This is a genomic window from Klebsiella sp. MISC125, assembly GCF_051131775.1.
GTDB lineage: Bacteria > Pseudomonadota > Gammaproteobacteria > Enterobacterales > Enterobacteriaceae > Klebsiella.
Map to the genome: position 1 here is coordinate 1327796 of NZ_CP180448.1, position 14218 is coordinate 1342013.

The window sequence follows — 14218 nt, forward strand, 5'->3', positions numbered from 1 at the left end:
GGGCCGGGGTGAGGGGAACAAACAAATGAGGTCTTTATGTCCGTACTCGATCTAAACGTGCTTAACGAATTACCGAAGGTCGATCGCGTTTTGCAACTGGCGGAAACCAACAGCCAGCTGGAAAAGCTGAGCGCGGAAGAGCGTGTTGCGTGGGCGCTGGAAAACCTGCCGGGCGAATACGTGCTCTCTTCGAGCTTTGGTATTCAGGCGGCGGTAAGCCTGCATCTGGTCAATCAGGTTCGCCCGGATATTCCGGTCATTCTGACCGACACTGGCTACCTGTTCCCGGAAACCTACCAGTTTATCGACGAGTTAACGGACAAACTCAATCTGAACCTGAAGGTCTACCGGGCAAAGGAGAGCGCCGCCTGGCAGGAAGCGCGCTACGGCAAGCTGTGGGAGCAGGGCGTTGAAGGCATTGAGAAATACAATGACATCAACAAGGTTGAGCCGATGAACCGGGCGTTGGAAGAGCTGAACGCGCAAACCTGGTTTGCGGGCCTGCGCCGCGAGCAGTCCGGTAGCCGCGCACATTTACCAGTGCTGGCAATCCAACGCGGCGTATTTAAGATTCTGCCGATCATCGACTGGGACAACCGCACCGTCTATCAGTATCTGCAAAAACACGGCCTGAAATACCACCCGCTGTGGGATCAGGGTTATTTGTCGGTGGGAGATACCCATACCACCCGCAAATGGGAACCGGGAATGGCGGAAGAAGAAACGCGGTTCTTTGGGTTGAAAAGAGAGTGCGGGTTGCACGAAGGTTGAAAGATTAATATGAATCCCGGCGCTGCCGGGATTTTTTTACGTAAACGATTAATGAGTTATTCGGTGCCTTTCTAAATTTTTTCGTTATTGTTGAGTGCGGTAAAATCCGGCTTCGGGCAATTCTGACCAAAATTTTCTGCCCACGGGAACGGTGCGCCGTTTTTCACGTAGTGCTTGTACAGACGTCGTGCTGATTGGGGGTCCTGAGCCCATATCCAGCCTGTCGCATTGCACAGTACGGCGGCATAGGCCTGTGATTTGCGCGGCAATAAATCGGCGGCTTTCTCTGCAAGCTTCACCGCCTGCCAGCGATAGTGCATAAAATGATTATCCTGTTTGGGCTGCGAGAGCTGAACGCGATAGCGCTCACCAGCGCTAATCCACGATTTGGTCGCCGGATTTTCTTCCGGGCCCCAGTCGTAATATGGCCAGGAATACCCGCCGTCGAAGAGTGCAAAATCCGGGGCCATCTCATAGCCAGTCAGCCACATTCCTTGATTGCGTAGAACTAGCGCGGCCTGCCACCAGGCCTGCGCTGTCGCTATTTCTTGCCCTTTTTTTGGCACGGTATTAATAAATGAGAGAGCCCTTTCTCGATCCTCGGGAATGGCAAAATAAGTCAGCGCTTTTTGATACTGACCTTCACGCATCAGACGGCGGGCGAGCAGGGCGCGCAGCCTGACGTCAGCGCTATAGCGCACGGTATTTTCCGGCTGATTGAGTAAAGGAGGATTCGGCGCGGGGACATATTTATCCACAAACGCGATAAGCTCCTTTACCGTCAGCACCTGTTCGGCAATCTGCGCTAAGTCCGGCCAGTAGCTGTCTTTGGCTTTGTACATTAAGCGCATCGCCTCCAGATAGTCGTTGCGGTTTAACGCCAGGATCGCCTGCTCGGCATTGATACGACAGGACGGAATAACAAACTCATCGCCAACAATCTCACTATTATCAGGCTGGGGACCCCATACTTCGTTTACCGGAAACGATGCGGCGGCTTTTGCATACCATGCGGTCGCGGCTTTTACATCTCCCTCTCGCAGCGCCATTTTGGCTTGCACCCATGCGGTTAGCCCATTTTCTTTAGCATTTTTCAGCAGCAGGGTCACCAGAGGATACTGACCATTGCGGTAGGCAAGGGCGATCAGACGATCGCTGCCGGGCATGTCGTATTTTATTTTCTGCGCCAGCTTCGCTATCACCTCATTATGGTAATTTTTGATCTCTTTCTCGTTATTGGGCCTGGGTTCTGGCTCGAACAAGGAATTGGAAGAGCGCGTGAAAAAACTCACAATAAGCAGTTGCTGAATAACCGGATCGTCAATGCCCGGTTGCAGGAAGTTCTCGTTTTCCGGATGGCTCAGAATATCGGCGGTATAGCGTAAGGAGAGGCTGCCGGTGGGCGAACCCTGAGCCGCTTGCTGGGCGTAGAGGTGGGCCGCGGCAAGCGGTTCGCTCTGCCAGTGTTTGATGCGTCCCTGCTGACCGAGGCTTGCCAGCGAGAGCAGCTCCGGGTCTTCTTGTCCATTGCGCACAGCGTCGATAATTTGCTGATAAAGCTCGAAAGCTTCACGCAGCTCCTGCTCGTTACCATGAGAATTATCTTTGCTGGAAAGCGGATATCCGCTCTCAGAGCGAGGCGCAGGATAGTCACCCATTAAATCGCGGGCCAGCGAGTAGCGCGCTTTTAGCCCCCATTCACCCTGCTGATCTACAGGAAGCGCTATCACCTGGCGAAAGTAGTCGCGCGCCCGATTATCGTAAGTGGCAAAGGCTACCGCCCCGAGCACATACAGACGTGCTGCTGTCGGCAGGCTGACTGCCAACTTTTCTGCCGCGTCTACTGAGCCACTGGCGCGGATCTCTTTGATTAAAACGTCCTGCGCGGAAGGCGGTGCGGGTTTATCGCCAGACGTATCACGCCATTGCGGCAGACGCGGATCGGCAGGCACCAGGCGGCTACTCTCTAAATCAAAGCTCCCCTCCGGGAGATAAAGCAGATTGGCGTTACGGTTTTGCAGTAAATAGTTGGGGAAGTACGGCCCACAGGCATGGCTATTGATGGCGGCCAGCGCGGTGGTCAGGAGCACGGCCAGAGGTAATTTACGGGTTAACATGAAACTCTCCTTGTGGTGGCGATGGGCATCTTGCCCAGCCGATGGCCCGCGTCTGCCCGGCGCGCAGCAGTGCCGGGGAGGTCAGGTAAAATGTCTGCTCGTCAAAGCGGTAGCTGCCCACACCGTCCGCGGCGAGGCAATCTTCAGTCTGTAACGTAATGCTTGCCGGGAGCTGCGCATCAATATCGCCCGCATTTTTTATCGCCAGTTCGTAGAGCGTGGAGTCTGCGCTGGCGCTCGTTTTGTCAGGAACCGCCAGCCACTGCCAGCGGGAGCTTAATGGCCGGTGGTGGATAACCGCTTCCAGGGTGGAAAGCGACCAGGCGCGGCTGTCGCTCTCCAGCGGCAGGCGGAACCAGGCGATGCCCGCAAAGTTTTTGGGCGGATGCTGTTCGAGTTCGCGGGTAAAGGCGTCGATTTGGGGCGGCGATACGCTAAGTTCTTGTTTCTCGCCCGCGATGCCCAGCGGCGACTCGCTTTCTACCCGAGCGGGCTGTCCGGGCGTGGAAACCAGCGCAGAACCATAGGCCGGGAGCGCCAGGTAGTACGGATGTGGGGAGATCAGTGCATATTGTCCGCTCCAGCGCAGCGCTTGCACCGGGTCAAACAAACCCTGCTGCGGCGACAGCACGCTGTGCAGTTGCAGCACGGAACAGTCGACCGTTGCCAGTAGCGCAGGAAGTTGTGGCGAAGAGAGCCATGTCGGCAGCGCGGTCACGCTGAGCGCCATCTCTGGAGGCAGCGCCTGGCGTAATGCAGCAAGTAGACGCTGGTATTCGACGAGGCGCGAGGTGGGCGCATCGTAATCTATTTCTATCGCGGTGAGGTTCACGCTAGCGCTGCGCCAGCGGGTGATGATGCTTTGAATCTGCGGCAAAATCGCCACCGCATCCAACTGCGTCAGGCTACCGTCGAGGCGAACCACCAGCCACACTGGGCGGCCATCCTGCTGTAATAATGGTGTGTCGACCCGGGCAATGCGCGAACCTTCCTGGGGATGGATTTGCAGCCCCAGTACGCGCAAAGTGGAAAAAAGATCGTGGCTTTGGCGCAACGCCGTTTCATGCCCGACGTTCCAGACCCGCTGCCAGATATAGACCTGGCTGTCGGCAACAGAATGCCCGCTGACAGCCAGTAAAAGAAACAACAGCATGAAAAAACGAGCGTGCATCATGGCGACAATCCTTGTGGCCTGGCTTTAATAACAGCCTATTTTGATTGAAGTTTCTTCTCCGCCTTCGCCAGCTCTTTAACCAGCGGCAGCATAATCTTCATCACATCGCGACTGCGCTGCGCAATCCGGCCCGGCAGGGCTTTATCAATATATTGCTGGTTATCCAGTTGCACGTTGTGCCAACTGGTGCCGTCGGGGAACGAACGGGATTTCGCGCGCTGCTGGTAGCCATCTTTGCGCCCAAGAGACCAGTTGGTGGCTTCCACGGATAGCACCGGGATCCCCGCCTCATCAAACACGCTGGCATCATTACAGCAGCCGGTTCCCTGCGGATAGTCCGGATTCTTACCGGGATTGCTGGATGCGGTAATCCCTTTGCTACGGGCGATGGTCAATGCCCGGTCGCGGGTTAGTTTACGTACCGAGGCTGGCGTGCTGCGACCGCTATTAAAATAGAGTTTGTCGCCGACGACCAGGTTATCAAGATTAATCACCAGCAGAGTATTTTTCTTTTCGGCTTCGCTCATGCGTTTGAGCATATTCTGCGCCCCGAGACGACCTTCTTCTTCGCCGCTGGTCGCAACGAAGCGGATCCCATAACGGGTAGGGACGTTCTTTAACTGCTCGGCAAGTTCCAGCATGATGCCCAGCCCCAGCGCGTTATCATCGATACCCTGCAACGTCAGGCCGCCAAGGTTATTTTCGACGTCGGCATCGGTCTGCGGTGCGTAGGTATCAAGGTGCGCCATGATAATAATCTGTTGGCGATCTTTACCTTCATGCGCGGCAATAACCGTGCTGCCGGTAACGTTTTGCCAGTTTTTGCGCTGATCGTTGTTGGTGTAAATGTACCGGGTGTTAAAGCTGCGAATATCGCTTTTATAGCCCATTTGTGTGAACTGCTGGCGCAGATAATCTGCCGACAGCATTTCGGCGGGCGAGCCGGTCATTCTTCCGGGAAAAACGGTAGCGATGTGACGAGCCTGCGCATTGGCGGTGTCGCCCAGGGCGCTCAATGCCGGGGCGGCGGAGAAGACAAAACCTGCGCCCAACGCCAGAGGAAGCAGGCGACGGCACAATGCGGAAAACATAGGGGGTCCTTACACGATCAAAACAATTTTACCCGCGTAGTATGAAACTGTGACCGAGGTTAAACAATTTCAATCGCTCTTAAATCCCGGAAAAACCGCGTGTTAAGCACTTTTTGATATTTGCTTTTCCAGGGCGTTATTCCTTTGAGTAACAACTCATTCCATTTCGTAATTTCATTTGCTCTAACCCGCACCCTATAGTCGCTCTATGACTGATTGTAAGAGAGTTGTTGCGCTGTGGACTACTTGCCGATATTTGCCGAATTGAAAGACAGACCCGTACTGGTTATCGGCGGTGGCGAGATTGCCGCACGCAAGATTACTTTCCTGCTGCGCGCCGCAGCGAAGGTGCAGATTGTCGCCGAAGCGCTGATACCGGAACTTGCCGGGAAGGTTGAGCACCAGGAAATCCAGTGGCGGGCAACCGAATTTGCAGAGCAGCAGCTTGATGATGTTTTCCTGGTGATTGCCGCAACCGAAGACGACGAGCTGAACCAGCGCGTTTTTGCGGCGGCTAACGCACGCTATCGGCTGGTCAACGTGGTGGATAATCAGGCGCTGTGCTCGTTTGTATTCCCATCAATCGTCGACCGCTCCCCGCTGATGGTGGCTATCTCTTCGAGCGGGAAAGCGCCGGTGCTGTCGCGCATTTTGCGCGAAAAAATTGAGGCGCTGCTGCCGACTAACCTGGGGCGGATGGCGGAAGCGGCAAGCTACTGGCGTCACCATATCAAAACTCACCTTAAAACCACCGCCGAACGCCGCCGTTTTTGGGAGCGCGTGTTTACCGGCCGTTTTGCCAGCCTGATGCTGGCAGGCAACAAAGCCGAAGCGGAAAAGGCGCTGGAAGAAGAACTTAAACAGCCGGAAAAGCGCACTGGAGAAATTATTCTTGTTGGGGCAGGGCCGGGCGATGCCGGACTGTTAACCCTGCGTGGTTTGCAGGCGATTCAGCAGGCTGATGTGGTGTTTTACGACAACCTGGTTACTCCGGAAGTGCGCGAGCTGGTGCGACGCGATGCGGAGCTAATTTGCGTTGGCAAAAGCGCTGCTGGCAATTCTGTGCTCCAGCCGGAAATTAACCGCATGCTGGTGGACGCGGCAAAAGAGGGCAAAACGGTGATTCGCCTGAAGGGCGGCGACCCGTTTATTTTTGGCCGCGGCGGCGAAGAGCTGCAGGCCGCGACCGAAGCTGGCATTCCGTTTCAGGTCGTTCCTGGCGTCACGGCGGCAGCGGGCGCAACGGCCTATGCCGGTATCCCGCTGACTCATCGGGATTATGCCCAGAGCGTGACCTTCGTCACCGGACACTTCAACGCGGAAAACTCTCCGCTCGACTGGGCGCAGTTAGCGCAAAGCGGTCAGACTCTGGCGATTTATATGGGCAGCCTGAAGGCGGCGGAAATTAGCGCTCAGTTGATCGCCCATGGTCGCGACCACGACACTCCGGTAGCGGTCATCTCTCGCGGGACTCGCGCCGATCAGCAAGTGAAGACCGGCACATTACAACAACTCGAAAACCTGGCGAAAGACGCCCCGATGCCCGCGCTGTTGGTGGTGGGTGAAGTGGTGCAATTACATCAACAGCTCGCCTGGTTTCAACACACAACGACAGCAGAGGGGTTTAACTCTTCTGTGGTAAATCTGGCTTAAGGAACGGTTATGGACCAAAAACGACTCACTCACCTGCGGCAACTGGAGGCGGAAAGCATCCATATCATTCGTGAGGTGGCCGCCGAATTCTCTAACCCGGTGATGATGTACTCCATCGGCAAAGACTCCAGCGTGATGCTGCATCTGGCGCGTAAAGCGTTTTATCCCGGCACTCTGCCGTTCCCGCTGCTGCACGTCGATACCGGCTGGAAATTCCGTGAGATGTACGAATTCCGCGATCGTACGGCTAAAGCCTACGGCTGTGAGCTGCTGGTACATAAAAACCCGGAAGGGGTAGCAATGGGCATTAGCCCATTCGTGCACGGCAGCGCTAAGCACACCGACATTATGAAAACCGAAGGTCTTAAGCAGGCGCTGAACAAATACGGCTTTGATGCCGCATTCGGCGGCGCGCGTCGTGATGAAGAGAAATCCCGCGCTAAAGAGCGTATCTACTCTTTCCGCGATCGTTTCCACCGCTGGGACCCGAAAAACCAGCGTCCGGAGCTGTGGCATAACTATAACGGCCAGATTAACAAAGGCGAAAGCATCCGCGTGTTCCCGCTCTCCAACTGGACCGAGCTGGATATCTGGCAGTACATCTATCTGGAAAATATTGAAATCGTTCCGCTGTACCTGGCGGCAGAGCGTCCGGTGCTGGAACGTGACGGCATGCTGATGATGATCGACGACGATCGTATTAATTTACAGCCCGGCGAGATGATCAAAAAACAGATGGTGCGCTTTCGTACCCTCGGCTGCTGGCCGCTGACCGGCGCGGTGGAATCCAACGCGCAAACGCTGCCGGAGATCATCGAAGAGATGCTGGTCTCCACCACCAGCGAACGACAAGGGCGCGTGATTGACCGCGACCAGTCAGGCTCCATGGAGCTGAAGAAACGTCAGGGTTATTTCTAAGGAGCCGCCATGAATACCACTATTGCACAACAAATTGCCGATGAAGGCGGAGTCGAAGCCTACCTGCATGCCCAGCAGCACAAAAGCCTGCTGCGTTTTCTGACCTGCGGCAGCGTCGATGACGGTAAAAGTACGCTGATTGGCCGGCTGCTGCACGATACCCGACAAATTTACGAAGATCAGCTCTCTTCGCTGCACAATGACAGCAAACGTCACGGTACTCAGGGCGAGAAGCTCGATCTGGCGTTGCTGGTAGATGGCTTACAAGCCGAGCGCGAGCAGGGCATTACTATTGACGTGGCCTACCGCTATTTCTCCACCGAGAAGCGCAAATTTATTATCGCCGACACCCCGGGGCATGAGCAGTACACCCGTAATATGGCGACCGGCGCATCGACTTGCGACCTGGCGATCTTGCTGATCGACGCGCGTAAAGGCGTGCTGGATCAGACCCGTCGCCACAGTTTTATCTCTACGCTGCTGGGGATCAAGCACCTGGTGGTGGCGGTGAACAAAATGGATCTCGTCGATTTTAGCGAAGAGACCTTTAACCGCATTCGCGAAGAGTATCTGACTTTCGCCGAACAGCTGCCGGGCAATCTGGATATTCGCTTTGTGCCGCTGTCAGCCCTGGATGGGGACAATGTTGCCAACCAGAGCGACAAAATGCGCTGGTACAGCGGCCCGACGCTGCTGGAGGTGCTGGAAACCGTTGAAATTCAGCGTGCGGTCGAAAATCAGCCGCTGCGCTTCCCGGTACAGTATGTTAACCGTCCGAACCTCGATTTCCGCGGCTTTTCTGGTACCGTGGCGTCCGGCACCGTGACGCTCGGTCAGCGCCTGAAGGTGCTGCCGTCGGGCGTGGAATCCAGCGTCGCGCGTATCGTCACCTTTGACGGTGACCTGCCGCAAGCGGGTGCCGGGGAAGCGATCACGATTGTGCTGAAAGACGAAATCGATATTAGTCGTGGCGATCTGCTGGTTGATGCAGCGGTCTCTCTGCCTGCGGTGCAGAGTGCCAGCATCGACGTGGTTTGGATGGCGGAACAAGCGTTGACCCCAGGCCAGAGCTACGACATTAAAATCGCCGGTAAGAAAACCCGCGCGCGTATCGATGGCGTTCGCTATCAGGCGGATATCAATAACCTGACCCAGCGAGAAGTGGAATCGCTGCCGCTGAACGGTATTGGCCTGGTGGATTTGACCTTTGACGAACCGCTGGTGCTGGATAAATACCAGGATAACCCGGTGACCGGAGGGCTTATCTTTATCGACCGTCTGACTAACGTCACCGTTGGCGCGGGCATGGTACGCGAACCGAACGAGCAGGCGCAAACGGGCGCTTCGCAGTACAGCGCGTTTGAGCTTGAGCTGAACCAGCTTGTTCGCAAGCACTTCCCGCACTGGGACGCTCGCGACCTGCTGGGAGGCAAATAATGGCCCAGCATGACGAAAACGTCGTCTGGCATGCGCATCCGGTGACCCAGGAGCAGCGCGAGCAGCATCACGGCCATCGCGGCGTGGTGCTGTGGTTCACCGGGCTTTCGGGCTCGGGGAAATCCACCGTTGCCGGTGCGCTGGAAGAGGCGCTGCATCAGCTTGGTGTGAGCACTTATTTGCTGGATGGCGATAACGTGCGTCATGGCCTGTGTAGCGACCTTGGATTCAGCGATGATGACCGCAAAGAAAACATTCGTCGCGTGGGTGAAGTGGCGAAGCTGATGGTCGATGCCGGGCTGGTTGTATTGACGGCATTTATATCTCCGCATCGTGCGGAGCGGCAAATGGTGCGAGAGCGGCTAGGCGAAGGGCGCTTTATCGAGATTTTTGTCGATACGCCGCTGGCTATCTGCGAAGCGCGGGACCCGAAAGGCTTATACAAGAAGGCGCGGGCGGGGGAATTGCGTAATTTTACCGGGATTGATTCAGTATATGAATCCCCGGAGAGAGCGGAAATCCATCTCGACGGTGAACAATTGGTAACAAATTTGGTGCACCAACTATTAGACCTGCTCCGACAGAGCGATATTATCAGATCCTGAAACGGCGACGGCATCGATGGGTGCCGGTCGCCCGGTCAACAGGATTCGATATGCGTAATACCCAGAACATTACTATTTTTCGTTCAGAACCGCCCCCCGTGGCTAATGACGAGACCACCTGGTCTCTGTCAGGTGCTGCCGTGGGCTTTATTTCATGGCTGCTGGCGCTGGGTATTCCCTTCCTTATCTATGGCGGTAACACGCTATTTTTCCTCCTCTATACCTGGCCCTTCTTCCTGGCAATCATGCCGGTTGCCGTGGTGGTCGGGATCGCGCTGCATTCCCTATTGGACGGTAAACTTCGCTACAGCGTTGGTGCGACGATTTTGACCGTCGGACTGATGTTCGGTCTGCTGTTCCTCTGGCTGCTGGGATAGTCCTTTTTACGAATGAATCTAGCCTGGGTATCAACGGTAAAAATGTGGTACAGTCCCCGCGTTACGCGGCGTCGTCCGCGCGCCAGAGTAGAGTACTCGGGCGAGTTATGGGATGATGATGCCGTTTTTCAGGGGGCAGGATGGGTAAATTAACGCTGCTATTATTGGCTTTGCTGGTCTGGCTGCAGTACTCGCTTTGGTTCGGCAAAAATGGTCTGCACGACTATAGCCGGGTTAATGACGATGTCTCCGCTCAGCAGGCAACCAATGCCAAATTAAAAGCACGCAACGATCAGCTGTTCGCCGAAATTGACGACCTCAATGGCGGCCAGGAAGCTATCGAAGAACGTGCGCGCAATGAACTCAGTATGACCCGCCCGGGCGAAACGTTTTATCGTCTGGTGCCGGATGCGTCAAAACGCAACCAGGCGGCGGGACAACAGCAGAATAATCGATAGACAGGCCCAGGATTACGACATGGCAGCCACTTTTCCGGGCGTTTGCGCCGTGGTGCCGGCAGCCGGTTTTGGCCGCCGCATGCAAACGGAATGCCCGAAACAATATCTCTCAATCGGTAACAAAACGATTCTCGAACACGCGGTTGCTGCGCTGTTGGCGAACCCGCGCGTGCAGCGGGTGGTCATCGCCGTCAGCCCCGGCGATGTGCGTTTTAGCCAACTTCCGTTAGCGAATCACCCACAAATTACCGTCGTTGATGGCGGCACCGAGCGCGCGGACTCCGTCCTCGCGGGCCTGAAGGCGCTGGATGAGGCCGATTGGGTGCTGGTGCACGATGCCGCGCGCCCCTGTCTGCATCAGGACGACCTCAGCCGCCTGCTTCAGCTGTGTGAAACCAGCCGAGTGGGTGGCATTCTGGCCGCTCCGGTTCGCGATACCATGAAGCGCGCGGAGCCGGGCAAAGTCGCTATCGCCCATACCGTCGAGCGCAACGATTTATGGCATGCGCTGACGCCGCAATTTTTCCCTCGTGAGCTGCTTGTTGATTGCCTGACGCGCGCGCTCAATGAAGGGGCGACCATTACTGATGAAGCCTCGGCGCTGGAGTACTGCGGCTTCCATCCTGAACTGGTTGCCGGACGAGCTGATAATATTAAAGTGACGCGCCCGGAAGACCTGGCGCTGGCCGAATTTTACCTTACCCGTTCCCGACACCAGGAGAAGGCTTAATGCGAATTGGACATGGTTTTGACGTACACGCTTTTGGCGGTGAAGGCCCAATCATTATCGGTGGCGTGCGCGTGCCTTATGAAAAAGGGCTGCTGGCACATTCCGATGGCGATGTGGCGCTGCATGCGCTGACCGACGCGCTACTGGGCGCGGCTGCGCTAGGCGATATTGGCAAGCTCTTCCCGGACACTGACCCGGCTTTTAAAGGGGCCGATAGCCGCGAGCTGCTGCGCGAAGCGTGGCGGCGGATTCAGGCGAAGGGCTATAGCCTTGGCAACGTCGACGTCACCATCATCGCCCAGGCACCGAAAATGCTGCCGCATATCCCGCAGATGCGCGTCTTTATCGCAGAAGATCTGGGTTGCCATATGGACGATGTTAACGTCAAAGCCACGACGACCGAAAAGCTGGGCTTTACCGGGCGCGGCGAAGGCATCGCTTGTGAAGCGGTGGCGCTATTGCGTAAGGCTGACAAATGATTGCGTTTGACGAACTCACTTATCTGCATGGAAAACCGCTGGCTCAGGGGCTGCTAAAAGCGAACCCGGAAGACTTTGTGGTGGTTGAGGATCTCGGCTTTGAGCCTGACGGTGAAGGCGAGCACGTGTTGGTGCGGATTCTGAAAAATGGCTGCAATACGCGTTTTGTTGCTGAAGCTCTGGCAAAATTCCTTAAAATTCATGCGCGTGAAGTGAGCTTTGCCGGACAGAAGGACAAACACGCGGTCACCGAGCAGTGGCTGTGTGCCCGAGTGCCGGGTAAAGAGATGCCTGACCTGAGCAAATTTCAGCTCGAAGGCTGCCAGGTTCTCGAATACGCGCGCCACAAGCGCAAGCTGCGTCTGGGGGCACTGAAAGGCAACCAGTTCACTCTGGTGCTGCGTGAAGTTAGCGCTCGTGATGATGTCGAAAAGCGCCTGCAGGCGATTGCTGATCAGGGCGTTCCGAACTATTTTGGCGCTCAGCGCTTTGGTATCGGCGGTAGCAATTTGCAAGGCGCCCTGCGCTGGGCAGAGAGCGGTGCGCCGGTGCGCGATCGCAATAAACGCAGTTTTTGGTTGTCGGCGGCCCGCAGTGCATTGTTTAATCAACAGGTTGGTATTAGATTAAAAAAACCGGAATTTAATCAGGTTGTTGATGGCGATGCGCTACAATTAGCGGGGCGCGGAAGCTGGTTCGTTGCGACCTCTGAAGAATTCGCGGAACTCCAGGTACGGGTTGATAACCGTGAACTGATGATCACTGCTGCGCTTGTGGGTAGCGGCGATTGGGGAAGCCAACGGGATGCGCTGGCCGCCGAGCAGGCGGCAGTAGCCGAAGAGACGCAGTTACAGGCGCTTCTGGTGCGTGAAAAAGTGGAAGCGGCTCGCCGGGCGATGCTGCTCTACCCGCAGCAGATGAGCTGGAACTGGTGGGATGACGTCACCGTGGAACTGCGTTTCTGGCTGCCAGCAGGCAGCTTCGCTACCAGCGTGGTAAGGGAGCTTATCAATACAACGGGTGATTATGCGAATATTGCTGAGTAACGATGACGGGATTCATGCGCCAGGGATTCAGACCCTGGCGAAGGCCTTACGGGAATTCGCTGAGGTTCAGATAGTTGCACCCGATCGTAACCGCAGCGGAGCATCGAACTCCCTGACGCTGGAATCCTCACTACGCACCTTCACTTTCGATAATGGCGATATCGCCGTGCAAATGGGCACGCCGACGGACTGCGTTTATCTCGGCGTTAACGCCCTGATGCGCCCGCGTCCGGATATCGTCGTTTCCGGTATTAACGCCGGGCCTAACCTCGGCGACGACGTTATTTACTCCGGTACCGTAGCCGCTGCAATGGAAGGCCGCCATCTGGGCTTTCCGGCGCTGGCCGTGTCGCTAAACGGCTATCAGCATTATGACACCGCCGCCGCGGTCACCTGCTCTATTCTGCGTGCATTAAGCCGCGAGCCGTTGCGCACCGGGCGCATTCTCAATATCAACGTACCGGATCTGCCTCTTGAGCAGATTAAAGGTATCCGCGTGACCCGCTGCGGCAGTCGTCATCCTTCCGATCAGGTGATTCCGCAGAAAGATCCGCGCGGCAATACGTTGTATTGGATTGGTCCGCCAGGCGAAAAGTACGATGCCGGGCCGGATACCGACTTTGCGGCCGTGGATGAAGGCTACGTTTCCGTTACTCCGCTGCATGTTGATTTAACCGCCCATAGCGCACATGAAGTGGTTAGCGGCTGGTTGGAACGCGTCGGGGTTGATACGCAATGGTAAGTAAACGTGTTGAAAGTCTTCTCAATCAGCTTCGCACTCAGGGCATTGTCGACGAGCGCGTACTGGACGCTATCGCTCAGGTGCCGCGAGAAAAGTTTGTTGATGAAGCCTTTGAACATAAAGCGTGGGAAAACACGGCATTGCCGATTGGTCAGGGGCAAACTATCTCGCAACCCTATATGGTAGCGCGGATGACCGAGCTTCTGACGCTAACGCCGGACTCAAGGGTGCTGGAGATTGGCACTGGTTCAGGCTATCAAACGGCAATACTGGCGCATTTGGTGCACCATGTCTGCTCGGTTGAGCGGATTAAGAGTTTACAGTGGCATGCGCGCCGCCGCCTGAAACAACTTGATTTACATAATGTTTCAACCCGTCACGGCGATGGGTGGCAGGGTTGGCACGCGCGTGCGCCGTTCGACGCGATTATCGTTACCGCTGCGCCGCCGGAAATTCCGGCCGCACTGCTGGCGCAACTGGATGATGGCGGCGTGCTGGTTTTGCCAGTGGGCGAAGAGCATCAGTTCCTGAAGCGGATCCGTCGACGCGGCAACGAGTTTGTGATTGATACTGTCGAAGCCGTGCGCTTTGTTCCTCTTGTCAAAGGGGAGTTGGCCTGA

15 protein-coding genes are annotated in these 14218 nt (G+C 56.0%); 12 read left to right on the forward strand and 3 right to left on the reverse strand.

Annotation, left to right across the window (positions count from 1 at the left end):
• The first annotated feature begins 36 nt into the window (after positions 1–36).
• The gene (gene cysH, locus ACMYSL_RS06305; protein WP_304253237.1) at positions 37–771 is read left to right on the forward strand and encodes a phosphoadenosine phosphosulfate reductase; all 735 of its coding nucleotides are present in this window, start codon (positions 37–39) and stop codon (positions 769–771) included.
• Between the two features lie 71 nt (positions 772–842).
• Here the strand turns inward: cysH and ACMYSL_RS06310 are convergent, their stop codons facing one another.
• Genes ACMYSL_RS06310 through ACMYSL_RS06320 form a run of 3 tightly spaced genes read right to left on the reverse strand, consistent with a single transcriptional unit; the run spans position 843 to position 5153 of the window.
• Entirely contained in the window at positions 843–2888 is a 2046-nt protein-coding gene (locus tag ACMYSL_RS06310; RefSeq protein ID WP_434661817.1) for a hypothetical protein, read from the reverse strand.
• Positions 2875–4062, reverse strand: coding sequence for a DUF3142 domain-containing protein (locus ACMYSL_RS06315; protein ID WP_434661819.1), 1188 nt, complete (start codon positions 4060–4062; stop codon positions 2875–2877). Before ACMYSL_RS06315 ends, ACMYSL_RS06310 begins: the two co-directional genes overlap by 14 nt.
• Before the next feature lie 35 nt (positions 4063–4097).
• Entirely contained in the window at positions 4098–5153 is a 1056-nt protein-coding gene (locus ACMYSL_RS06320) for an aminopeptidase (RefSeq protein WP_434661821.1), read from the reverse strand.
• Positions 5154–5399: 246 nt separating this feature from the next.
• On the opposite strand from ACMYSL_RS06320, the gene cysG reads away from it, so the two are divergent.
• The 11 genes from cysG to ACMYSL_RS06375 all read left to right on the forward strand — a co-directional run bounded on the left by cysG (position 5400) and on the right by ACMYSL_RS06375 (position 14218).
• Positions 5400–6806 (forward strand): siroheme synthase CysG, encoded by a 1407-nt coding sequence (cysG, locus tag ACMYSL_RS06325; RefSeq protein ID WP_434663969.1) that lies wholly within the window; start codon positions 5400–5402, stop codon positions 6804–6806.
• 9 nt (positions 6807–6815) lie between these two features.
• The gene (gene cysD / locus ACMYSL_RS06330; protein WP_112213858.1) at positions 6816–7724 is read left to right on the forward strand and encodes a sulfate adenylyltransferase subunit CysD; all 909 of its coding nucleotides are present in this window, start codon (positions 6816–6818) and stop codon (positions 7722–7724) included.
• 9 nt (positions 7725–7733) lie between these two features.
• Positions 7734–9161, forward strand: coding sequence for a sulfate adenylyltransferase subunit CysN (cysN, locus tag ACMYSL_RS06335; RefSeq protein ID WP_434661823.1), 1428 nt, complete (start codon positions 7734–7736; stop codon positions 9159–9161).
• Positions 9161–9766 (forward strand): adenylyl-sulfate kinase, encoded by a 606-nt coding sequence (cysC, locus tag ACMYSL_RS06340; protein ID WP_434661825.1) that lies wholly within the window; start codon positions 9161–9163, stop codon positions 9764–9766. The genes cysN and cysC overlap by 1 nt, the downstream gene beginning before the upstream one ends.
• A gap of 50 nt (positions 9767–9816) precedes the next feature.
• Positions 9817–10143: a DUF3561 family protein gene (locus tag ACMYSL_RS06345; RefSeq protein WP_110275845.1), complete on the forward strand. Its 327-nt coding sequence runs from the start codon at positions 9817–9819 to the stop codon at positions 10141–10143.
• Between the two features lie 140 nt (positions 10144–10283).
• Positions 10284–10601 (forward strand): cell division protein FtsB, encoded by a 318-nt coding sequence (gene ftsB, locus ACMYSL_RS06350; protein ID WP_004104977.1) that lies wholly within the window; start codon positions 10284–10286, stop codon positions 10599–10601.
• Positions 10602–10620: 19 nt separating this feature from the next.
• Entirely contained in the window at positions 10621–11331 is a 711-nt protein-coding gene (gene ispD, locus ACMYSL_RS06355) for a 2-C-methyl-D-erythritol 4-phosphate cytidylyltransferase (protein WP_110275844.1), read from the forward strand.
• Entirely contained in the window at positions 11331–11810 is a 480-nt protein-coding gene (ispF, locus tag ACMYSL_RS06360; protein ID WP_110275843.1) for a 2-C-methyl-D-erythritol 2,4-cyclodiphosphate synthase, read from the forward strand. The genes ispD and ispF overlap by 1 nt, the downstream gene beginning before the upstream one ends.
• Positions 11807–12856, forward strand: coding sequence for a tRNA pseudouridine(13) synthase TruD (gene truD, locus ACMYSL_RS06365; RefSeq protein WP_142514523.1), 1050 nt, complete (start codon positions 11807–11809; stop codon positions 12854–12856). Before ispF ends, truD begins: the two co-directional genes overlap by 4 nt.
• Positions 12837–13598 (forward strand): 5'/3'-nucleotidase SurE, encoded by a 762-nt coding sequence (gene surE / locus ACMYSL_RS06370; protein ID WP_110275841.1) that lies wholly within the window; start codon positions 12837–12839, stop codon positions 13596–13598. The genes truD and surE overlap by 20 nt, the downstream gene beginning before the upstream one ends.
• Positions 13592–14218, forward strand: coding sequence for a protein-L-isoaspartate(D-aspartate) O-methyltransferase (locus ACMYSL_RS06375; protein WP_110275840.1), 627 nt, complete (start codon positions 13592–13594; stop codon positions 14216–14218). The genes surE and ACMYSL_RS06375 overlap by 7 nt, the downstream gene beginning before the upstream one ends.

Excerpts from the sequence above, each read along its gene's own strand:
- cysH (WP_304253237.1), top strand. The coding sequence starts at position 37 with ATGTCCGTACTCGATCTAAACGTGCTTAACGAATTACCGAAGGTCGAT.
- ACMYSL_RS06310 (WP_434661817.1), bottom strand. The coding sequence starts at position 2,888 with ATGTTAACCCGTAAATTACCTCTGGCCGTGCTCCTGACCACCGCGCTG.
- ACMYSL_RS06315 (WP_434661819.1), bottom strand. The coding sequence starts at position 4,062 with ATGATGCACGCTCGTTTTTTCATGCTGTTGTTTCTTTTACTGGCTGTC.
- ACMYSL_RS06320 (WP_434661821.1), bottom strand. The coding sequence starts at position 5,153 with ATGTTTTCCGCATTGTGCCGTCGCCTGCTTCCTCTGGCGTTGGGCGCA.
- cysD (WP_112213858.1), top strand. The coding sequence starts at position 6,816 with ATGGACCAAAAACGACTCACTCACCTGCGGCAACTGGAGGCGGAAAGC.
- cysN (WP_434661823.1), top strand. The coding sequence starts at position 7,734 with ATGAATACCACTATTGCACAACAAATTGCCGATGAAGGCGGAGTCGAA.
- cysC (WP_434661825.1), top strand. The coding sequence starts at position 9,161 with ATGGCCCAGCATGACGAAAACGTCGTCTGGCATGCGCATCCGGTGACC.
- ACMYSL_RS06345 (WP_110275845.1), top strand. The coding sequence starts at position 9,817 with ATGCGTAATACCCAGAACATTACTATTTTTCGTTCAGAACCGCCCCCC.
- ftsB (WP_004104977.1), top strand. The coding sequence starts at position 10,284 with ATGGGTAAATTAACGCTGCTATTATTGGCTTTGCTGGTCTGGCTGCAG.
- ispD (WP_110275844.1), top strand. The coding sequence starts at position 10,621 with ATGGCAGCCACTTTTCCGGGCGTTTGCGCCGTGGTGCCGGCAGCCGGT.
- ispF (WP_110275843.1), top strand. The coding sequence starts at position 11,331 with ATGCGAATTGGACATGGTTTTGACGTACACGCTTTTGGCGGTGAAGGC.
- truD (WP_142514523.1), top strand. The coding sequence starts at position 11,807 with ATGATTGCGTTTGACGAACTCACTTATCTGCATGGAAAACCGCTGGCT.
- surE (WP_110275841.1), top strand. The coding sequence starts at position 12,837 with ATGCGAATATTGCTGAGTAACGATGACGGGATTCATGCGCCAGGGATT.
- ACMYSL_RS06375 (WP_110275840.1), top strand. The coding sequence starts at position 13,592 with ATGGTAAGTAAACGTGTTGAAAGTCTTCTCAATCAGCTTCGCACTCAG.